This is a genomic window from Pseudomonas sp. AC229, from assembly GCF_979254655.1.
The window spans coordinates 1-20647 of record NZ_CEEDHK010000018.1 but is presented as its reverse complement, the minus strand read 5'-3'; the positions used below and the strand labels follow the sequence as shown (position 1 = coordinate 20647).

The following is a 20647-nucleotide window of genomic DNA, read 5'->3' as shown; positions in this document are numbered from 1 at the left end:
GCTTTAGCCGCGATGCTTTGGCTGTTAAGAGCATCGCGGCTAAAGCCGCTCCTACAGGGTTTTGTGGGTCCGAATTGGGGCGTCTGGCAGGTGGTCGCACTGTTTTGGCTCCAGATCCGGGCGCATCAAAGAGACCACGCCATCGCACAAAAGCCCCACGCCACGGCCTCTGCGCCGCTGTTGTTTTCCTTCTGGCACAACCACTGCATACGTGACTGCAACCCCGCCGCGTTGCTGCGTGTGGGATGCCCTGTCGATCAATGGCGATCGTCTGGCCGCAACCGGCCCGGGTAACTACATGACTGCATGGCTCAAGGGCCGGCAGCACGAACAGGCAAAGGCGCCTGGAACCTTTTTGGTTCCGGGCGCTTTTTTTTGCTTCGACAAAACCGCGTTGGCTCTGGCAGGTACGTCTATGAACAGCACAAATGAACTGCAAACCCTGGTGGTAATCGGCAACGGCATGGTGGGCCATCACTGTGTCGAGCAACTGGTGGAGCGGGGCGCCCTGGCGCATTACCGCATCGAGGTGTTTAGCGAAGAACCGCTGCGCGCCTATGACCGTGTGCATTTGTCCGAGTACTTCGGCGGCCGTGACGCCGAGTCGTTGGCCTTGGGCGATGTCGCGCTGTATCACACGCCCGGCGTAACCCTGCACCTGGGCGTGCCGGTGCTGGAGATCGACCGCGCTCGCCAGGAAGTGATCACCGCCAACGGCTGCGTGCCTTACCACCACCTGGTGCTGGCCACCGGTTCCTATCCCTTCGTGCCGCCGATTGAAGGCGCGGCCGGCGACTCGCGCTTGGTCTACCGCACCCTGGCCGACCTGGACACCATTCAGGCAGCGGCGAAAAACGCCCGCCGTGGCGTGGTCGTCGGCGGCGGCCTGCTGGGGCTGGAAGCGGCGAATGCGCTCAAGTCTCTCGGCCTGGAAGCCCATGTGGTGGAGTTCGCCCCACGCCTGATGCCGGTGCAGTTGGACGACCACGGCGGCCAGGCGCTGAAGGCGCGGATCGAGGAACTGGGCGTGAGCGTGCACCTGTCGCGCGGCACCCAGTCGATCACGCCGGGCAGCGAATACCGCTACCGCATGAACTTTGCCCATGACGAGTTTCTGGAAACCGACCTGATCGTGTTCTCCGCCGGCATTCGTCCGCAAGACGCCCTGGCCAAAGCCTGCGAGCTGGAGCTGGGCGCCCGTGGCGGCATCGCCATCGACAGCCAGTGCCGCAGCAGCGATGCCCGCATTTTCGCCATCGGCGAATGCGCGGCGTGGAACGGCAGCATCTTCGGCCTGGTGGCGCCGGGTTATCAGATGGCCCGCAGCGTGGCCGCGCAACTGTGCGATGCGGTGGGCCTGAGCGACGACAGTGCCCAGCCATTTCTCGGTGCCGACATGTCGACCAAGCTGAAACTGCTGGGCGTGGACGTCGGTTCCATCGGCGATGCCCATGGCGCCACCCAAGGCGCGCGCAGCTACCGGTTTATTGACGAAGCCACCTCCACCTATCGCCGCCTGATCGTCTCGGCTGACGGCAAACAGGCGCTCGGCGCCGTGCTGGTAGGCGACAACAGCTACTACGACACGCTGCTGCAATACGTGCAGAACGGCATCACCTTGCCCGCCGATCCGGCCAGCCTGATCTTGCCGCAAGGCGCCGCCGCACCGGCCCTGGGCGTGGATGCGCTGCCGGCCAGCGCCACCGTGTGCTCGTGCCATAACGTCAGCAAGGGCGCGATCTGCTGCGCCATCGACAACGGTTGCAGCGACCTCGCAGGCCTGAAGTCGCAAACCAAAGCGGCCACCGGTTGCGGCGGCTGCGCGGGCTTGCTCAAGCAAGTGTTCGAGCACGAACTGACCGCGCGCGGCGTGGTGGTCGACAAGAGCCTGTGCGAGCACTTCGCCTATACGCGCCAAGAGCTGTACTCGCTGGTGCGCGTGGGCGGCATCGAAACCTTTGAAGACATGCTCGCCCGCCACGGCAAAGGCCATGTCGGCTGCGACATCTGCAAACCCGCCATCGGCTCGATTCTCGCCTCGTGCTGGAACCGGCCCATTCAGGAGCCGTGGCTGGTTCCGCTGCAAGACACCAACGACACCTTTATGGCCAACATGCAGAAGAACGGCACCTACTCGGTGGTGCCGCGTATTCCCGGTGGCGAGATCACCCCGGACGGCTTGATCGCCATCGGCGCGGTGGCGAAAAAGTACGACCTGTACACCAAGATCACTGGCGGTCAGCGCATCGACTTGTTCGGCGCGCAGTTGCATGAGCTGCCGGATATCTGGGGCGAGCTGATTGCCGCCGGCTTTGAAACCGGCCACGCCTACGGCAAGTCGACCCGCACCGTGAAGAGCTGCGTGGGCAGCACCTGGTGCCGCTATGGCGTGCAAGACAGCGTGAAGATGGCGCTGTTTATCGAAGACCGCTACAAGGGCCTGCGCTCGCCGCACAAGCTCAAGTTCGCCGTGTCCGGCTGCACCCGCGAATGCGCCGAAGCGCAGAGCAAGGACGTTGGCGTGATCGCCACCGAGAAGGGCTGGAACCTGTACATCAGCGGCAACGGCGGCATGCGCCCACGCCACGCCGAACTGTTCGCCACTGACCTCGATGACGAGACGCTGATCCGCTACATCGACCGCTTCCTGATGCTCTACATCCGCACCGCCGACAAGCTGCAACGCACCTCGGTTTGGCGCGAAAGCCTGGAAGGCGGCCTGGATTACCTCAAGGCCGTGATCATCGACGACAGCCTGGGCCTGGCCGCCGAGCTGGAGGCGCAGATGCAATTGGTGGTCGACCGCTACGAATGCGAATGGGCAAATGCCCTGAAAGACCCGGAAAAACTCAAACGCTTTCGCACCTTCGTTAATGCCAAGGGCGGCGACCCGGATATTCACTTCGTCAAAGAGCGCGGGCAGATCCGTCCGATGCAGCTCGACGAACTCAAGCTGATCAACGCAGTGGAGGTGGTGTGATGCAGGCCATGGCACGGCAACAAGGTTGGACCGGCGTATGCGCGCGGGCGGATTTGGTGGCCAATTCGGGCGTGGTGTCGCTGGTGGATGGCGTGCAGGTGGCGCTGTTTTACCTGCCCGATGGCGAGCAGGTATTCGCCGTGGAAAACCGCGACCCGTTGTCCGGCGCCAATGTGATTGGCCGCGGAATTATTGGCAGTCTGGCGGGCGACCTGGTGGTGGCGGCGCCTTTGTACAAGCAGCACTTTCGCTTGCAGGACGGCACCTGTCTGGAATACCCGGAGCAAGCGTTGAAGGTGTGGCCGGTGCGGGTGAGTGGGGAGGTGGTGGAGGTGTTTTTGGCGGGGCGGAACGAATAGGAAGCGCTCTGCCAAAGACGGTGATCATCCCCCTGACACCGTCATCCTCGCGAACGCGGGGATCCAGAATCTTACGTCTGGCCTAGATTGTCGCCCAGTCGGAAATACTGGATCCCCGCGTTCGCGAGGATGACGGTGAGATATCTAACTTGTTGGTTATCCTGCGAGGCAGCATCTCGAGACAGCGGCGCTCCGATCAATCGGGGCTAGCGGTCGATGAAGCCGCTCTACCTTCCACCCCCGCCTAAATTGTCTAGAGTTCTATAACTCATCCAGCTTGCCACCCAGGCGGACAATCCAATCAAAACGCTCATCCTCTCCATGCTCTGCCTGGCCGCGCTAAGCGGCCCGGTTCAGGCTGTCACGCCTGTGCTGACCATCGCGACCAGCGAGCTGCCGCCGTTTGTCAGCTCCAACCCCAAAAACAGCTTTCTCACTGAGCTGCTGCCGCAGATCGGCAAGGAAATGGGGGTGAAATTCACCCTGCGTTTTATGCCTTGGCCGCGTTGCGAACGGGCGGTCGACGAGTTGCAGGTGTGGGCGACCATGCCTTATGTGCCAACGCCTGAGCGCGACACGAAGTTTCTGTTTTCCAAACCGCTGTATGCGAAGAAAACCCTGTTTTTCTATTACAGCCCGACGAATCAGGGCTATCCGCGCACGTTTGAAGCACTGAGTGAATTGCAGGAATACCGAATCGGCGGCGTGCGCGGTTATTACTACGAGGCGCTGCTGGCTGAGGCCGGTTTACAGGTGGAGTCGGCGACCAGCGAAGAGTCCAGTTTCAAAAAGCTGCGCGCCGGGCGCGTAGACCTGGCGCCGGCGGTGGACGTGGTCGGCTGGGACGTGATTCAAAAGCATTTTCCAGCCGAGGACCACGCCAACTTCCATGTGCTGGAAACGCCGTTGGCGGTCGGCCATAACTACCTGATGACCTCACGCAACTATCCCAATACCGAGCAGTTGTTGGAGCGCTTCAACCAGGCGCTGGCCAAGCTGCGGCGCAACGGCGTGTACAAGGAAATTGCCGAGCGCCATGGCCTCGTGGTGGACAACTAGGACCGGCGGCCGTAGTCCTGGGTGATGCGGTCGATGATCACTGCCAGCGCCACGATCGCCAACCCGGCCTCCACGCCGCGACCAACGTCCAGGGTTTGAATGCCCACCAACACTTCTTCGCCCAGCCCGCGTGCGCCAATCATTGAGGCGACCACCACCATCGACAGCGCCATCATCACCGTCTGGTTGAGCCCGGCCATGATGCTGGGAAGCGCCAGCGGCAGCTCGACATTGCGCAGCACTTGCCAGCGCGTGGCGCCCAGACAGCGCGCGGCTTCGCGCACCGAGGTGTCGACTTGGCGCAAGCCCAGATCAGTGAGGCGAATCAGCGGCGGCAGGGCGTAGATAAGCGTGGCGAAAATCGCCGGAATCTTGCCCAGGCCAAACAGCATCAGTACCGGAATCAGATACACGAAGCTGGGCAGCGTTTGCATCACATCGAGCACCGGCATGATCACTCGCCGCGCCGTGGGTCGGAAGGCGAGCAGCACGCCGATGGGCACGCCGAGCAGCACGCACAAGCCGGTGGCCACCAGCACCAGGGCGCAGGTTTGCAGCAGCTTGTCCCACAGGCCGACCACGCCGATCAGAAACATCAGCGCCACCAGCGCCAGCGCCCGTTTCCAACTGCGTCCGGCATGCCAGGCGAGGGCGAATACCATTATCAGCAGCAGCCACCAGGGCAGGGCGCGCAGGCCGCTTTCCAGCCAGGTGACGCCCAGCAACAAGGTGTCCGCCACTTGCCGCAGCTGGTCGCCATAGTTGACGACCAACCCATCCACCAGGTGATTGACCGGCTCGGCGATGGAGTGGTGCAGGCTTTCGGGAAAGCCTGAACTCACAGCGACGCCTCGACCTTGCTGCGTGCTTGGTCACTGACCCACGCCTGCCACACCTGCGGGTTGGCTTTTAAAAACGCTTCGGCGGCGGCGCGGGGCGATTGGCGCTGTTCGCTCATGCTGGCCAATGTGCTGTTGAGCAGGGCGATGGGAAAGTCGACCTTTTCAAACATTGCCACCAGCTCGGGGTGTTGCTCACGGAACGGCGCCGACACGCCAATCGACAAGCGCGCCGCCAGTGAACGGCTGCCGCGCGGGTTGGGGTTTTTGCTGTCGGTGAGGGTTTTCCAGGCCTCGGCGTCGAACGCCGGTTCTTCCAGGCGCACCAGCTTGTAGCGGCCCATTAGCGGGGTGGGTGACCAGTAATAGAACAGCACCGGTTTGCCCCGGCGAATGGACGAGGTGATTTCCGCGTCCAGCGCAGCACCCGAGCCGGTGCGGAAATTCACGTAGCTGTCGGTCAGGCCATAGGCTTTGAGTTTTTGCGTGTTGACCACTTCCGAGGTCCAGCCGGCGGGGCTGTTGAGGAAGCGGCCTTTTTCCGGTTGCTCGGCGTCGCGAAACACCTCGGCGTAGCGCGGCAAATCGCTGACCGAACGCAAGTCCGGCGCCACGGCTTTGATGCCTTTGGCGGCATCGCCATGAATCACATAGTCCGGCACCCACCAACCTTCATCGGCGTTTTTAACGATGTCGCCCAGGCCAAACACTTTACCCTCGGCCTCGGCCTTGACCCAGGCGGGGCTGCGGCCGGCCCATTCTTCGCCGATCACCTGAATGTCGTTGCGCGCCAGGGCCACTTCCAGGCTGACGGTGCTGCCGGGCTGGGTGTCGGTCTTCAAACCGTAGCCTTTCTCCACCAGCACACGCAGCACTTCGGTGATCAGGCTGCCGCTTTCCCAGGTGAGGTTGCCGAAGTAAATCGGCTTCGGCTCGGCCGTGTGCGCCGTAGGCATTAACAAGGTGAAAGCCAGTGCAGCGCCGCCCAGCCAGCGAGTAATCGAATGCATCGCGCGTTCCTTTTGTGCGGAGAGTCGTTGCGAATCCTAGGCGATTTCTTTTACGCCTGACGGCTTTTGAACACGCCGCTGAGAACAAATTCATAGCGTTCGGGGCGGATGTAAAAGGTGGTGCGGTCGCAGCACTGCTGCTCGTCAAACCATGAGGTGCGCTGCATCACCAACAGCGCCGTGCCGCGTTTGATGCCCAGGTGCTCGGCCAGTTTTTTGTCGGCTTCGCGGGCGCGGATGGCCATGTCGGCGCGCACCACCTGGTGCCCGGTGACGCGCTCCAGCACCGAGTACAGCGGTTCTTGCTCGACGCTGGGCCAGTCGACGTCAGCCAGCTCGGCGGTGAGGTAGCTGCGGGCGAAGGCGATGGGTTCGTCGTCGACATAGTGCAACCGCTCGACCATCACGCAGGCTTCGCTGAACAGTTCGGTCAGCTCGTCCGGCACCGCTACGCGGCGATGGGCGAGCAGGCGCATGGTCGGCGCCAGGCCTTGCAGCAGCAGCGAATCGTGAAAGCTGCGCAGCGCGTCGAGGTCATGGCGCACCTGTTGCGCGGCCACGAAGGTGCCTTTGCCTTGCTTGCGCTCGACCACGCCGTCATCGCCCAGCTTGGCCAAGGCCAAACGGATGGTTACGCGGCTGACCTGGAAGCGCTCAACCAACTCCGATTCCGACGGCAATTTACCCAGCGCGCCAAAGTGGCCTTGCTGGATTTCAGTCAGCAATTGTTGAGCGATCTGCTCGTAAAGCGAGGTGGAACTGTCGCGTTGCAAGGTCACGGCTGAGGCGTCCAGGGCATGAAACACAAGGCAGGTGGCCTTGCGCTTCTAAGGTTATGAATTTTCAGTCTTGGGGCTAACTTGTATTAATACGTATTATTACGACCACAGACAGTATAAATGACCTTACGGCGCCTGCCATGTCCCGATTCCAGACCCAACTCGCCATGCCACAGTTCGCCTTGTCACAGCCCGCCTTGCATGTCGATGCCGCGCATTTTGCCTACCCCAACGGCCACGTGGTGTTTCGCGACTTCAGCCTGAGCGCCAAGCCAGGCGAGTTCGTGGCCATTCTTGGACCGTCGGGTTGCGGCAAAACCACCTTGCTCAATCTGTTGTCCGGCTTCCAACAACCGCAAGCCGGACGCTTGCTGGTGCACGGTGAAGCGGCGCGCCCGGAGTTGCCGGCGCTGGGTTATGTGTTCCAAAGCCCGCAGCTGTTTCCCTGGCTAAGCGCGCTGGAAAACGTGCGTTTTGGTTTGCGTGTGGCCGGCGAGCAGAGCGTGGCGGCGCAACGTGAGCGGGCGCTGCATTACCTGCGTTTGGTCGGCCTGGAAGCGGCCGCCGAGCGTTTGCCGCTTCAGCTTTCGGGCGGCATGCAGCAGCGCGTGGCGTTGGCTCGCACGCTGGCGCTGGAGCCGCAGGTACTGCTGATGGACGAACCGTTCGCGGCGCTCGATGCCATCAGCCGCAACGCCATGAATGAAGAAACCCTGCGGCTCTGGGCCGAGCTGGGCCAGACCGTGTTGTTCATCACCCACGACATCGACGAAGCGGTGTTTCTTGCCGACCGCGTGGTGGTGCTGAACATTGCCCCAGGGGGCGTTCACAGCGAGCTCGCCATCGACTTGCCGCGCCCCCGCACCAACCGTGACACCCGCCGCTTGCCGGCTTTTCTCGACTATCGCAACGAGCTGATGGAACGCATCGGCGACGTCATGGCGCAGTCGCCGTCGCTTCCTGAACTCACTTCCTGATATCGAGAATTCCATGATCAAAGCACTGTTGTTGCCCGTCGCGCTGGCGGCTACTTCCTGGCTGGGCGGCGCCCAGGCTGCTGAACCGCTGCGTATCGGCTACGTGATGGCCATGGCCAACGCGCCGGTGATCGTTGCCGAGAAACAGGGCTATTACCGCGACGAAGGCTTGGCGGTGGACATCAAAGCGCTGGGCGACGGCCCGGTGATTCAACAGGCGCTCGCGGCCCACGAATTGGACGTGGCCTACGTCGGCACGCCGCCGGTGTACCAGTGGTATGCGCGCGGCTTGAAGAGCGTGATCCTGGCCAAGGTCAACTACGGCCAGGCCGCCGTGCTGACCCGCAGCGACAGCCCGATCAAGAGCCTCGCCGAACTCAAAGGCCACAAGCTGGCCGGGGTGAAAAAGGGCAGCGGCATGGACGTGCTGCTGCGCGGCTACGTGCTCAAAGAAAACGCCAAGCTGGAACCGGACACCGACGTCGAAATCGTCGACATGCCGCCCGGCAACATGAACGCGGCGCTGGAACGCGGCATTGTCGATGCGGCCTTCAGCTGGGAACCCTTTGTCAGCCAGGCGCTGCTGCGCGGCTCGGCGCGACTGTTGCTCGACGTGAATCAGGCGCTGCCCAATTACCCGTGGTACGTGGTGATCGGTCTGCCGGAAACCCTGCAACAGCGCCCCGATGACGTGGTGAAACTGCTGCGCGCCCACCGCAAGGCCATCGCCTTTCTCAACGAACACCCGGCTGAGGCCAACGCGATCATTGCCGAGGCCTTCAAGCTGGAAACCGTGCAACGCGCCGACGGCAGCACCGTCAGCGGCGTGGAAATTGTTGCCGAAGCGCGCAAGCGTCTGGGCTGGTCGGCCGAGCTGCAAGCCTCGGACCTTGCGTTTATTCAGCGCCTGATGAACTACTCCAACGAACTGAAATTCATGGACGCGCAGATTCCCCTCAAGGATCTGGTCGACACCTCGTACCTGCAAAAAGCCTCGCGTTGAGTCCAGCCATGAATCGCTCCCTGTCACTGCCAACCCCCAACTGGGGCTGGGCCTCGCTGCCGTTTTTGCTGCTGGTGTGGATTGCCCTGGCCAGCCGCTTTCCCAGCTACGTGCTGCCGCAGCCGTGGACCGTGGCGGCCGAGGCGCTGCGCTGGATTGACGACGGCTCGCTGTGGAAGCAGTTCAAAGCCAGCGTGCTGGAGGAACTAGCCGGCTTTTTCAGTGCGGTGCTGGTGGCCGTGGTGTTGGGCGGGGCGGCGGGTTTGTCGCGGCGTTTTCGCGATTTCATCTCGCCGCTCAACAGCCTGTTTATGGCTATTCCGCCGATTGCCTGGGCGCCGCTGATTCTGATCATTTTCGGCTTTGGTTTCTTCTCCATCGTGCTGGTGATTTTTATCGCCGCCGTGTTCCCCATGGCCGTAACCATTCAGGAAGGCGTGCTCGGCATTCGTGACGGCGAAGTACGCGCCGCTCGCACCCTGGGCGCCAATCGCTGGCAGTTGCTCGGCCTTGTGTATTTGCCGGCGTCGCTGCCGTTTCTCACCGCCGCGTTGCGCATTGGCTTCAGCCAGGGCTGGCGCGCGCTGGTGGCCGCCGAAATGATCGGCGCCTCGCAAGGCATCGGCTGGATGGTGTCGATGGGCGGGCAGATCGGCAACAGCAGCCAGGTGCTGCTGGGCATCGTGTTGATCGGCTTGCTCGCCTGGCTGATGGAAGCCTTGGTGTTCCGCCGTATCGAGCGTCATTACCAAGCGTGGCGCGCGGCCTGAAGCGTCGCGCCAGCGCATTTTTTTGATCAAGAGGACTTACCGTGAGCCAGACGTTCGATCCCCGTGAAGCCGGTGAATACACCGCCCCCGTCGGCCTGTATGCGCGCAACAAGGCGCGGCCGTTTCTGGGCAGCATCCGTTGCGACCGGCACACGCTGGTGGCCGGCCAGTGGGACGAAATCACCTTTGTCTACGAGGTGGGCGCCAGCGGCCTGGCCGACGGCGCCTGGCTCAAACTCGCGTTCAAATTCTATTCGGACTGGGCGCTGTTCCAGACTTCCGACCCTACCGCCGCCAACTACGTGAGCGCCGAATACCAGGCGGGCGAGCTGGTGCCAGGGCAAAGCCCGGCGACCGTGCAGCACCTGAACGTGCGCTTCGACCAGAAGGGCCACGAGCGGCCGTTTCAGAAAGCCATCCTGATCGACATCGTGGACGGTTACCTCAACCCCGGCGACCGCATCGTCATTCGCATCGGCGACCGTCGCCAGGGCGGGGCGGGCACACGGGTGCAGAGTTTTGTCGAAAAAGACTTCCGCCTGCGCCTGTTTATCGACCCGCTGGGCAGCTCGAAATTTGCCGAAGTGCCGGGCGATTTGCTGCTCGATATCGTGCCCGGCGTGCCGGAGCGCATGCTGGTGATCGTGCCGCGTCTGGTCGGTCAGGGGCAGCCATTCGATGTGCTGATACGCGCCGACGATGCCTGGGGCAACACCAGCCGCAACTTGCCGCTGACCGGCAACTTGCTGCTCAACGGTCCGCAGGGCAGCAGCCTGGCCCTGCCCATCACCTTGGCGGCCGAAGGCTGGGCGGTGGTTCGTGTACCCGCGCTGAAACTGGAAGCAGTGGGCGAGTGGTCCGTGAGTGTGCAGCCCGACGAGCCGGGCATCGCCCCAGCGCAGGCGTACATCAACGTCGACGAAGCGGGCGCCGGCATTCGCCCGTTGTATGCCGACTTGCATGTGCATTCCGATGACACCGTGGGCACCAACGACACGCTCTACAACCTCAGCTATGGCCGCGACGTGGCCGGCCTCGATGTGCTGGGCTACACCGCCAACGATTTCAACATCACCGAAAAACGCTGGGACGCCGCCGTGGCGCTGATCGGCGAACTCAACGAGCCGGGCCGTTTTGTCTGCTACCCGGGCACCGAGTGGTGCGGCAACTCCTGCGCCGGCGGCGACCGCAATGTGGTGTTCCTGCATGACGGCAAGCCGGACTTTCCCTTCGACGCGCAGGGGCGTCTGGTGCGCTCGTTCGAATGGAATGAATTCACCGCCGGCACCATCAAGCCCGGCGCCTGGCCGGTGGACGAGCTGTACGCGGCCTACGCAAAAAACCCCGAAGGGCATTTGATGATGCCCCACGTGGGCGGGCGTCGCTGCAACCTGGACTGGCATCACCCGGAACTGGAGCGCCTGATCGAAGTGGGCTCGGCCTGGGGGCAATTTCATTGGGTGTACGCCGAAGCCTTGCAGCGCGGTTATCGCGTTGGCGCGGCGGCCAACAGTGACGAGCACCAGGGCCGTTGCGGCGGCGGCGTGCCGGCCACGGCGGTGTTTGGTTCGCGCGGCGGCCTCACCGGCGTAATCGCCGACAGCTTCGACCGCGCCGGCGTCGGCAAAGCGCTGCGCGCCCGTCACACCTTTGCCACCACCGGCGAGCGCAGCGTGGGCGTGGTGAAGGTTGGTGAGCGGTTGATGGGCGACGTGCTGCGCGCTGAAGCCGGGCAAACCCTGGACTACCGCCTGCTCGGCGATGCCGGCTGGGAGCAGGTGGAACTGTTTGATGGCGAGCAGTGCATCTGGTCGCGCAACCTGCATGAAGAAGCTGGGCTTTCGAGCCGCCGCGTGCGGGTTCGCCTGGGCGGCGCGCGGATCAAAGACCGTTATCGCGGCGCGTACTGGAGCGGCGAAATCGAGATCACCGGCGCGGTTATCAACGGCTTCAACTTCCTGGGTGCTGATCACCCGGAGCAAACCGTGTGGCGCAAAAACGCCACCACGCTGGCCTTTCGTACCGACACCAATGGCGACACCGACAGCCTGGAAATCGAGCTGTCGCAACTGGCCGGCGCGCGCATCAGCCTCACCAGTCGCGTGGACGCCTACGTGAAAGTCGGCGATCCGTTGCAGCCCCATCCCCATGTGCACGCGCCGACCGTGAAGGTGCAGGTGTCGGGCACGCAGTTGCTGGAGCAGGGCGCGGTGGTGGAAAAACTGCCGGGCGCCGAACTGCAAGTGGCGCTGGAACGCATCACCGAGCAGCCGTTGCCGCGTGAGGTGCAGGGCAGTATTGGGCTCGACGAACTGGCGCTGGACCCGGCCCGCGAGCACCCGCTGTTTATCACCGCACGCCAGCGCGACCAGTCGCGGGTTTGGACCTCGGCGGTGTTTGTCAGCGTGTAGGGCGCGCGGTCAGTCTTTAAAGGCATCGTCCAGCGGCACGCGGTAGCCGGTGGCCAGGCGATTGGTTTCGTTGGCCATGCCGATTACCGCCTGCAGCTCGCCAAACATCTCGTCGGTCATGCCCGCTTTGCGCGCGCTCGCGGTGTGCGAGCCGATGCAATACGGGCAGTTGTTGGTCACGCTGACGGCGACGTAAATCAGCTCTTTGGTCAGGGCGTCCAGCGCGCCCGGGGCCATCACCTGCTTGAGGCTCTGCCAGGTGCGCTCCAGGGTGTCGGGGTGCGCGGCGATGCATTTCCAGAAGTTATTGACCTGATCAACCTGACGCGTTTGCTTGATGTCGTCGTACACCGCCCGTACGCGCGCATTGGCATTTTCATATTCGATTAAGTGCTTGGACGTCATGTTCTTATTCCTAATATTTTTTGCGTTGAGCCGAAGGGAAACTACCGTCTGCTCTAACGCTATCAAGGAGAGAAACCGATGTCATTGCGCATTCTGGCGTTAGCCGCCACCGCCTTACTGCCCCTGTACACCGCCACGGCCACCGCCGCCGAGCCGGGTTTATGGAACGTGTACGCGTCGCTGAAAAGTCATAAATGGGTCGACCTGACCCACAGCTACAACGAGCAGATTCCGCACTGGAAAGGCTTCGAGCCGGCGCAGCGCAAAACCCTGTACACCATTGAGAAAGACGGCTTCCAGGTGGACCTGTATTCCCACGTGGGGCAGTGGGGCACGCATGTTGATCCGCCCGCGCATTTCCACACCGGCCTGCGCACCGTCGACCAGATTCCAGTGACCGAGCAACTGTTGCCATTGGTGGTGCTGGACATTCACCAACAGGTGCAAAAGAACCCGGACTACACCGTCACCCTCGACGATGTAAAAGCCTGGGAAAAACGCCACGGCGCCATCCCCGCCGGCGCGTTTGTGGCGCTGCGCAGCGATTGGTCCAAGCGCTGGCCGAGCCAGGACAAGATTCAAAACCTCGACGACAAAGGCGTGGCGCACTATCCGGGCTGGAGCAAAGAGGTGCTGGTGTACCTGTACGAAACGCGAAAAATTACCGCGTCGGGCCACGAAACCACCGATACCGACCCTGGCATCGCCACCAGCAAAGACGACTATTCGCTGGAGTCGTACATCCTCGGCAAGAACCACTACCAAATCGAGCTGCTCAATAACCTCGACCAAGTGCCCGAAGCCGGTGCGCTAGCTGTGGTGAGTTTTCCGAAAATTGAAAAGGGCAGCGGTTTCCCGGCGCGCGTGTTTGCCATCGTGCCGTGATAACGGGGGGTCAGCGGGCGTTTAAACGCCTGGATTTATAAAATCGCTTGGTATGACGCTCTGCCTTAAATAGAATCAATCTCATTTGTTTCGTAGGCAGAGCCTCTCGCTATGACTGAAGTCGCCTCAACGCCGCCGCACATGCCGGAGCACGGCCTGACAGCGCTGTACCGCGAGCACCGCACGTGGCTGGAAAGCTGGTTGCGCCGCCGCGTCGGCAACGCGTGGGATGCGGCGGATATCAGCCAGGACACCTTCTTGCGCGTGCTCTCCAGCGCGCAGCCGCTCGCCGATTTACGCGAACCGCGCGCCTATCTGCTCACCGTCGGCAAACGCCTGCTCAGCAACTTCTACACCCGCCGCAGCCTGGAACAGGCCTATCTCGATGCGTTGGCGCAACTGCCCGAGGAATGCGTGCCGTCACCGGAACAGCGCTGGCTGCTGCTGGAAACCCTGCACGCCTTGGACGAACTGCTCGATGGCCTGGCAGCGCCGGTGCGCCGTGCGTTTTTGTTAAGCCAACTGCATGGCCTCGGCTACCGCGACATCGCCGAGCAGTTGGGCATTTCTGAGCGCACGGTGAAGCGCTACATGGCCCAGGCCTACGAACACTGCTTGCTGGTGGAGCTGTGATGCGCGCCTCGCCGGCAAGCGAAGCCGTGGAAGTGGCCCGCGCCGCCGCGCGCTGGTTGGCATTGCTGGAGTCGGGCGGCGCCACCGAAGACGACCATCGCCGCCTGCAACAGTGGCGCAACAGCCATTCCCACCACGAAGCCACCTGGCAGAAAGCCCAATTGCTGCGCGAACGCTTTAGCGGCGTGCCGCCAGAATTGGCCATGGCCACGCTGGACCGCCCGGACCTGGCCCGCCGCGCCGCGCTCAAACGCGCCCTGGCGGTGGCGGCGCTGGTGCCGACCGGCTGGCTGATCAGTCGTCAGTTGCCGCTGGACGTTTGGAGTGCCGACCTGCACACCGCCATCGGCGAGCGCAGCAGTCGGCTGCTCGCCGATGGCAGCACCGTTGAGCTAAGCACCGACAGCGCCGTGAACCTCGATCTGGCCACCCGCACCGTCACCTTGCTGCGCGGTGAGCTTGCCCTGACGGTGCCCGGCCACCAGGCACTGACCGTGCAAGTGCCGTACGGGCACATCGCGGTCGCCAACAGCGAACTGTGCGTGCGCCGCAATGCGCACGCCTGTCACCTTTCGGTATACGCCGGCGAGGTCAGCGTGCAGCCGTTGCACGGCGCGCCGCTGGTGCTGCGTGCAGGGCAGCAGGTGGACATGAACATCGGCGGCATCAGCCCGGTGCGGCGCTTTGAAGTGTCGCAGCCAGGTTGGCGCGACGGCGTGCTGGTGGCCGAAAACCAGGCGCTGGGCGATTTCTTGCGTGAGCTCAGCCGCTTTCGACCCGGGCTGTTGCGCTGGTCGCCGGAGCTTGAAGGGCTGCGTGTGACCGGCAGTTTCCGCCTCGACAACACTGACACGGTGCTGGCGTTGCTGGCCGCCACCTTGCCGGTCGAGGTGCAATCGCGCACGCGCTACTGGGTGACGCTGCTGCCGAAAACGGCGGCGGCAAAAAATAATGTGGGCTGAGGCTGTCCCTTTTTTTCATCTCGCCGGTCATTCCAGGCAAGTGAATTGAATCGAGAGCGATCCTCCATGTCCGTCGTCCAGCCTCATCGTCCCAACCGTTTGCCTTTCGCCTTGCGCCCGCTGTCGCAACTGGGCCTGATTCTCAGCCTGGCCGGTGCGCTGCACGCCGTGCCCAGCCTGGCCGACGAGGCACGTCGCAGCTTTCAGGTGTCCGCCGGCAGCCTGAGCAGTGCGCTGACCCGCTTCGCCAGCCAGGCCGGCGTCAATCTTTCCGTCGACCCCGCGCTGGTCAGCGGCCGCAACAGTCCCGGCCTGTCCGGCAGCTATGGCGTGGAAGAAGGCTTTGCGCGCTTGCTGCAAGGCAGCGGTTTGCAGTTGCAGCAAGCGGGCGAGGGCGCCTACACCGTGGTGCCGGCTGCGCCCGTGGGCAGCGCCGTGGAAATTGCGCCCACCAGCATTACCGGCGGCCAGCACGCGGCCGAGGCTGAGCGCTATGCCGGCGGCCAGATCGCCCGCCGTGGCTCGCAAGGGTTGCTTGGCTCGCGCGACTTTATGGAAACGCCGTTCAGCATGACCACCTACACCAGCGAGGCGGTGAAAAATCAGCAGGCGCGCACCTTGAACGACCTGGTCGCCAGCGACCCGTCCGTGCGCGCCACCAACCCGGCCGGTGGCCGCTTCGAGCAATTCACCATTCGCGGGCTCAGCCTGTTCAACAGCGACGTTTCCTATAACGGCCTCTACGGCATCTTGCCGACGTACTCCATCGATATGGAAATGGCCGACCGCGTCGACGTACTCAAAGGCCCGAGCCAACTGGTCAATGGCATCTCGCCGCGCGGCAGCGTTGGCGGTGGCATCAACGTGGTGGCCAAGCGCGCCGACGACAAACCGCTGACCGAATTCACCGGCAGTTACGCCTCCGACAGCCAGGTCGGTGGCGCCGTGGACATCGGTCGGCGCTTCGGCGAAGGCAACCAGTTCGGCCTGCGTTTCAACGGTGTGAAACAGTCCGGCGACACCGAATGGGATCACCAGAGCGTCGACCGCGAAATGGCCGTGCTGGGCCTGGACTTTCGCGGCGAGCGCCTGCGCCTGTCCACCGACATCGGCCACACCGAACGCGACACCGATGCGCCGCAGGAACGTGTGCTGGTCGGCGCCGCTGCGAAGGTGCCGGACGCCGACGACGTGCGCCACAACTACGCGCAGTCGTGGACCAAGGCACGCACCGAAGACACCTTCGGCGCGGTGAACGCCGAGTACGACTTCAGCGATTCGTTAATGGCCTACGGCGCCGTGGGTGCGCGGGAAAGCAACCACGACTTCCTGCGCCACAACGTGCCGGTCAGCAACGACGCCGGTGCCTTTGTGGTCCAGCCGCGCGACTTCACCCGCGACGAATCGGTACGCACCGCCACCGCCGGCGTGCGCAACTGGTTCGACACCGGCCCGGTCAGCCATGAACTGAACCTGTCGGCCAGCTACTTCTACATGGACTTCACCAACGGCGGCGCGCGCTACGCCAACGCCACCAGCAACCTCTACAACCCGGTGCAAACGCCCACACCGACCACGCCGATTCGCCCCGACGCCGAGGTGTACACCGAGAACCGCTTCAGCGGCGTGGCGCTGTCGGACACCCTGGGCTTTTTCGACAACCGCTTACTGCTCACCCTTGGCGCGCGCTGGCAGCGGGTGCAAGTGGACGACTGGAGCAACGACGTAAAAGGCGATACCGCCTACGACGAAGAGAAGGTCTCGCCCTCCGGTGGCGTGCTGTACAAACTCACCGACGAGCTGTCGCTGTATGCGAACTACATGGAAGGCCTGAGCCAGGGCAAGATCGCGCCGTCCACGTCAGTGAACACCGATGAAATCTTCCCGCCGTTTATCAGCCGTCAGGTGGAAGTGGGCGCCAAGTACGACCTCGGCAGCTTCGCCCTGACCGCCGCCGCGTTCCGCATCAAGCAGCCAGCCTACGAAACCAACGCCACCTCGCGGGTGTTCGGCCCTAACGGCAAGCGCGAAAACAAAGGCATCGAACTGAGCGTATTCGGCGAGCCGCTGCAAGGCTTCCGGCTGATGGGTGGGTTGATGTACATCGACAGCGAACTGACCGGCACCGTCGGCGGCGTGGCAGACGGTAATCGCGCCCCGGCCACCCCGGAATACAACGTCAACCTCGGCGCCGAATGGGACGTGCCCGGCGTGTCGGGCCTGACCCTCACCGCACGTGGCATTCACTCCAGCTCGCAGTACCTCGACCAAGCCAACAGCAAGCAAATCGACGGCTGGGAACGCTACGACGTGGGCGCGCGGTACGCCTTCAAGGCAGCCGAAAAAGACATCACCCTGCGCGCCGGCATCGAGAACGTGATGAACGAGCGCTACTGGGCCTCGGCCGGCGCTTCCGACGACAGCGAACCGGGCTTGAGTTTGTCGACGCCTCGTACGTACCTGGTCTCAGCCACCCTCGGTTTCTGACCACTGTTTGCTGCGCAACTGTTGCTCCAGCAACACCGGATCAACAGGCTGTTGGCCACCTAACAGCAAACATGACCGCACAATGTTCTCAACCCCGCGCCGCCTCTGGGCTGCAGGGGTTGGCATGAGTGCTGCAATATTCCTTGTGAATAGCGATTCGCTGCTTATTCCTTCTTTTTAGGAATAAGCAAAGAACGGTCGCCCCGTCATCACAAGGAGTTTTCCCATGGCTAGCACCCCGTACCGCACGCGCCGCCTGGCTCGTTTCTTTTCCGCCGCCGGCCTGGTGCTGGGCGCTTCCATCGCCGCCCTTGGCGGCGCGCACATCGCCCAGGCCGCCGACGCGTTGCCCAAAGAACTGCGCCTGGACTACGCCTACTACTCGCCGACCAGCCTGGTGCTCAAACACTTCGGTTGGCTGGAACAGAGCGTGGGCGAGGGCAGCAAAGTGACCTGGACCCTCAGCCAAGGCAGCAACCGCGCCCTGGAATACCTCAACAGCGGCAGCATCGACTTCGGCTCCACCGCCGGCCTGGCCGCCGTGCTCAGCCGCGCCAACGGCAGCCCGATCAAAACCGTGTACATCGCCAGCCGCCCGGAATGGACCGCACTGGTGGTGGCCAAAGACTCGCCGATCAAAATCGTCGCTGACCTCAAAGGCCACAAAATCGCCGCCACCAAAGGCACCGACCCGTACTTGTTCACCCTGCGCAGCCTGGAGCAAGCCGGCCTGAGCAAAAACGACGTGGAGCTGGTGCACCTGCAACACGCCGACGGCCGCACCGCCCTGGAAAAAGGCGACGTCGACGCCTGGGCCGGCCTCGACCCGCTGCTGGCCGCCAGCCAATTGCAGGCCGGTTCGCGCATCCTGTACCACAACGTCAACTTCAACAGTTACGGCGTCATCAACGTCACCGAGAAGTTCGCCAAGCAGTACCCGCAAGCCATCGACAAAGTGATTACCGCCTACGAAAAAGCGCGCAAATGGGCTCAGGAAAACCCCGAAGAGCTGGCCCAGATTCTTTCCAAAGAATCTGGCTTGCCGCTGGACGTCGCCAAGTTGCAACTGCAACGCACCGACTTCAGCAACTCGCAGCCCGGTGCCGAACACATCGCCGCCCTCAAAGCCGCCGCGCCGATTCTGCTGACCGAAGAACTGGTACGCAAAGGCGTGGACGTGAACGCCGTGGTGGATCAACTGATCGAACCGTCGTTCAGCAAACAGGCTGTTGCGGCCAAGTAAACGACTCATGCCGCTCAGCAGCGCCTACCGGGTCGATGTGAAGGTGGCACTTGCATCCATTAGGGCCAACCCTATGACCAGCAAAAGCAAAACCCTGCCCCTGTCCACCGAGCGCAGCTGGAAGCCGGTGGTCGACAGCGCTGCCTGGAAACGCCGCGCCAAGGGCCTGGTGCTGCCGGTGGTGGCGCTGTTGGCACTGGAGTTTGTAGTGCGCATCGGTTGGGTGCCGCCGTACCAACTGCCGGCACCCAGCGACATTGCCCTGACCCTGCGCGACCTGGCCGGCGGGCAGTTATGGAACCACATCGGCGCCAGCCTGCTTCGCGTGTTATCCGGCTTTGCCATCGGCGGCGGCCTGGCGCTTCTGGCCGCCGCCTGGGTGGGCCTGAGCCGTGAGGCCGAAGCCTATCTGGAACCTACCTTCGCCGGCCTGCGCGCGATTCCAAGCCTGGCGTGGGTGCCGTTGCTGCTGCTGTGGCTGGGCATCGACGAAACCTCAAAAGTGGTGCTGATCGCCATTGGCGCGTTCTTCCCCGTGTACCTCAACGGCGTAGCGGCCATCCGCAACATCGACCGCAAACTGGTGGAAGTGGGGCAAATGTACGGCTTCAGCGCCACCCAACTGGCGCGGCGCATTCTGCTGCCCGCGGCCTTGCCCGGCCTGTTCACGGGCCTGCGCAGCGGCATGAGCCTGGCCTGGATGTTCCTCGTCGCCGCCGAACTGATCGCCGCCACCAAGGGCCTGGGCTACCTGCTCACCGACGGCCGCGAAACCTCGCGTCCCGACATCGTGCTGGCCGCCATCATCGTGCTCGCCGTGCTCGGCAAAGTGTGCGACGGCGTGCTGGCAAAACTCGAACAGCACTTCCTCGCCTGGCGCGACGCCTTCACCGGCAACAGCGCTGGCCCCACCGAGAACTGAGCATGGCGCAGGCCCTTCTGAACGTGCGCATCGAGCGCAAACACTTCGACGCGGTCACCGTGTTACGCAACATCGACCTGCACCTGGACCCCCAGGAAATCGTCAGCCTGCTCGGCCCCAGCGGCTGCGGCAAAAGCACCTTGCTGCGCATTGCCGCCGGGCTTGAACGCGACTTCAGCGGCGCCGTCAGCCGCAGCGAGCAGGGCGCCGATGTGGCGTTCGTATTCCAGGAACCCCGTCTGATGCCGTGGCTGACCGTGGCGCAAAACATCGGCTTCAGCGCCGGCGCCGACTACGACGCGCCGTGGGTGCGGCAACTGATCACTGAAGTGGGCCTGGACGGTTTTGCCGACGCCTTGCCCAAGCAGCTTTCAGGCGGCATGGCGCAACGTGTAGCGCTGGCGCGCGGGCTGTACTCGCGGCCTCAGGTGTTGCTGCTGGACGAGCCGTTTAGCGCGGTGGATGCGTTTACGCGGATGAAATTGCAGGATTTGTTGCTGCAGTTGGCGCAGCACCATGGCATTGCGTTGTTGCTGGTCACGCATGACGTGGATGAGGCGCTGTACTTGAGTGATCGGGTGTTGGTGATGGGGAGTCAGCAGCCGAGCAGTATCCGACTCGGTCTCGATGTACCGTTGGGGCGGCCGAGGGATCGGCGGGATGCGGAGTTGGGGAGGTTGAAGGGGGAGGCGTTGACTGAGCTTCAGTTGGCGCATGTTATTTGAGGCCCATGTAGGTGGGCCGGTTTGGGATCGAGCCTCAATCGGCGCTTGATCCACCGCTTTTGGTCGGTTTGGGATCTGCCGCTTTTGACCTGGATTTTGATCTATCGCTTTTGATCTACCTCGCGAGGTTTATCGCAGGCCGAGTGGAGTCGTTGCGTAGGGGGTTGAGCGGCCGGGAGCCGCGAGAGGCGTGTCGGG

General features: G+C 63.2%; 18 protein-coding genes. 14 read left to right on the top strand and 4 right to left on the bottom strand.

Translation table 11 applies throughout. The features are described from left to right. Positions 1 to 415: 415 nt before the first annotated feature. From nirB to AC0IW7_RS22215, 3 genes are all read left to right on the top strand, one after another. The gene (gene nirB, locus AC0IW7_RS22225) at positions 416 to 2980 is read left to right on the top strand and encodes a nitrite reductase large subunit NirB (protein WP_471820903.1); all 2565 of its coding nucleotides are present in this window, start codon (positions 416 to 418) and stop codon (positions 2978 to 2980) included. Then, positions 2980 to 3339, top strand: a complete 360-nt coding sequence (gene nirD, locus AC0IW7_RS22220; protein WP_471820902.1) for a nitrite reductase small subunit NirD — start codon at positions 2980 to 2982, stop codon at positions 3337 to 3339. The genes nirB and nirD overlap by 1 nt, the downstream gene beginning before the upstream one ends. A gap of 321 nt (positions 3340 to 3660) precedes the next feature. Beyond that, complete coding sequence (locus tag AC0IW7_RS22215) at positions 3661 to 4398, top strand: substrate-binding periplasmic protein (RefSeq protein ID WP_471820901.1); 738 nt, start codon at positions 3661 to 3663, stop codon at positions 4396 to 4398. Here the strand turns inward: AC0IW7_RS22215 and AC0IW7_RS22210 are convergent. The 3 genes from AC0IW7_RS22210 to AC0IW7_RS22200 are packed head-to-tail and all read right to left on the bottom strand — an operon-like array spanning position 4395 to position 7026. Next, positions 4395 to 5240: an ABC transporter permease gene (locus AC0IW7_RS22210; RefSeq protein ID WP_471820900.1), complete on the bottom strand. Its 846-nt coding sequence runs from the start codon at positions 5238 to 5240 to the stop codon at positions 4395 to 4397. The two genes, AC0IW7_RS22215 and AC0IW7_RS22210, sit on opposite strands and share 4 nt — an antisense overlap. Beyond that, entirely contained in the window at positions 5237 to 6247 is a 1011-nt protein-coding gene (locus AC0IW7_RS22205) for an ABC transporter substrate-binding protein (RefSeq protein ID WP_471820899.1), read from the bottom strand. The genes AC0IW7_RS22210 and AC0IW7_RS22205 overlap by 4 nt, the downstream gene beginning before the upstream one ends. A 50-nt stretch (positions 6248 to 6297) precedes the next feature. Next, on the bottom strand, positions 6298 to 7026 hold the full coding sequence (locus AC0IW7_RS22200) for a GntR family transcriptional regulator (RefSeq protein ID WP_471820897.1): 729 nt from the start codon (positions 7024 to 7026) through the stop codon (positions 6298 to 6300). A 140-nt stretch (positions 7027 to 7166) separates the two neighbouring features. On the opposite strand from AC0IW7_RS22200, the gene AC0IW7_RS22195 reads away from it, so the two are divergent. The 4 genes from AC0IW7_RS22195 to AC0IW7_RS22180 are packed head-to-tail and all read left to right on the top strand — an operon-like array spanning position 7167 to position 12187. Beyond that, on the top strand, positions 7167 to 8003 hold the full coding sequence (locus AC0IW7_RS22195) for an ABC transporter ATP-binding protein (protein ID WP_471820895.1): 837 nt from the start codon (positions 7167 to 7169) through the stop codon (positions 8001 to 8003). Positions 8004 to 8016: 13 nt separating this feature from the next. After that, entirely contained in the window at positions 8017 to 9006 is a 990-nt protein-coding gene (locus AC0IW7_RS22190; RefSeq protein WP_471820893.1) for an ABC transporter substrate-binding protein, read from the top strand. Between the two features lie 20 nt (positions 9007 to 9026). Continuing rightward, positions 9027 to 9776: an ABC transporter permease gene (locus tag AC0IW7_RS22185; RefSeq protein ID WP_122498569.1), complete on the top strand. Its 750-nt coding sequence runs from the start codon at positions 9027 to 9029 to the stop codon at positions 9774 to 9776. A gap of 41 nt (positions 9777 to 9817) precedes the next feature. Then, positions 9818 to 12187 (top strand): CehA/McbA family metallohydrolase domain-containing protein, encoded by a 2370-nt coding sequence (locus tag AC0IW7_RS22180; protein WP_471820891.1) that lies wholly within the window; start codon positions 9818 to 9820, stop codon positions 12185 to 12187. A gap of 9 nt (positions 12188 to 12196) precedes the next feature. On the opposite strand, the gene AC0IW7_RS22175 is transcribed toward AC0IW7_RS22180, so the two are convergent. After that, positions 12197 to 12592, bottom strand: coding sequence for a carboxymuconolactone decarboxylase family protein (locus tag AC0IW7_RS22175; protein WP_463542052.1), 396 nt, complete (start codon positions 12590 to 12592; stop codon positions 12197 to 12199). A 78-nt stretch (positions 12593 to 12670) separates the two neighbouring features. Here AC0IW7_RS22175 and AC0IW7_RS22170 point away from each other — a divergent pair, with 78 nt between their 5' ends. The 7 genes from AC0IW7_RS22170 to AC0IW7_RS22140 all read left to right on the top strand — a co-directional run bounded on the left by AC0IW7_RS22170 (position 12671) and on the right by AC0IW7_RS22140 (position 20449). Then, entirely contained in the window at positions 12671 to 13477 is an 807-nt protein-coding gene (locus AC0IW7_RS22170) for a cyclase family protein (RefSeq protein ID WP_471820890.1), read from the top strand. Between the two features lie 111 nt (positions 13478 to 13588). Next, the gene (locus tag AC0IW7_RS22165) at positions 13589 to 14110 is read left to right on the top strand and encodes a sigma-70 family RNA polymerase sigma factor (RefSeq protein ID WP_471820889.1); all 522 of its coding nucleotides are present in this window, start codon (positions 13589 to 13591) and stop codon (positions 14108 to 14110) included. Next, positions 14110 to 15072 carry a FecR domain-containing protein gene (locus tag AC0IW7_RS22160; protein WP_471820888.1) on the top strand — a complete coding sequence of 321 codons (963 nt, stop codon included), beginning with the start codon at positions 14110 to 14112 and terminating at the stop codon, positions 15070 to 15072. Before AC0IW7_RS22165 ends, AC0IW7_RS22160 begins: the two co-directional genes overlap by 1 nt. A 66-nt stretch (positions 15073 to 15138) precedes the next feature. Beyond that, positions 15139 to 17559, top strand: a complete 2421-nt coding sequence (locus tag AC0IW7_RS22155; protein ID WP_471820886.1) for a TonB-dependent siderophore receptor — start codon at positions 15139 to 15141, stop codon at positions 17557 to 17559. A 226-nt stretch (positions 17560 to 17785) separates the two neighbouring features. Further along, positions 17786 to 18802 carry an aliphatic sulfonate ABC transporter substrate-binding protein gene (locus AC0IW7_RS22150; protein WP_471820885.1) on the top strand — a complete coding sequence of 339 codons (1017 nt, stop codon included), beginning with the start codon at positions 17786 to 17788 and terminating at the stop codon, positions 18800 to 18802. 73 nt (positions 18803 to 18875) lie between these two features. Further along, positions 18876 to 19724 (top strand): ABC transporter permease, encoded by an 849-nt coding sequence (locus AC0IW7_RS22145; RefSeq protein WP_471820883.1) that lies wholly within the window; start codon positions 18876 to 18878, stop codon positions 19722 to 19724. Positions 19725 to 19726: 2 nt separating this feature from the next. After that, entirely contained in the window at positions 19727 to 20449 is a 723-nt protein-coding gene (locus AC0IW7_RS22140) for an ABC transporter ATP-binding protein (RefSeq protein WP_471820881.1), read from the top strand. Positions 20450 to 20647: the final 198 nt, after the last annotated feature.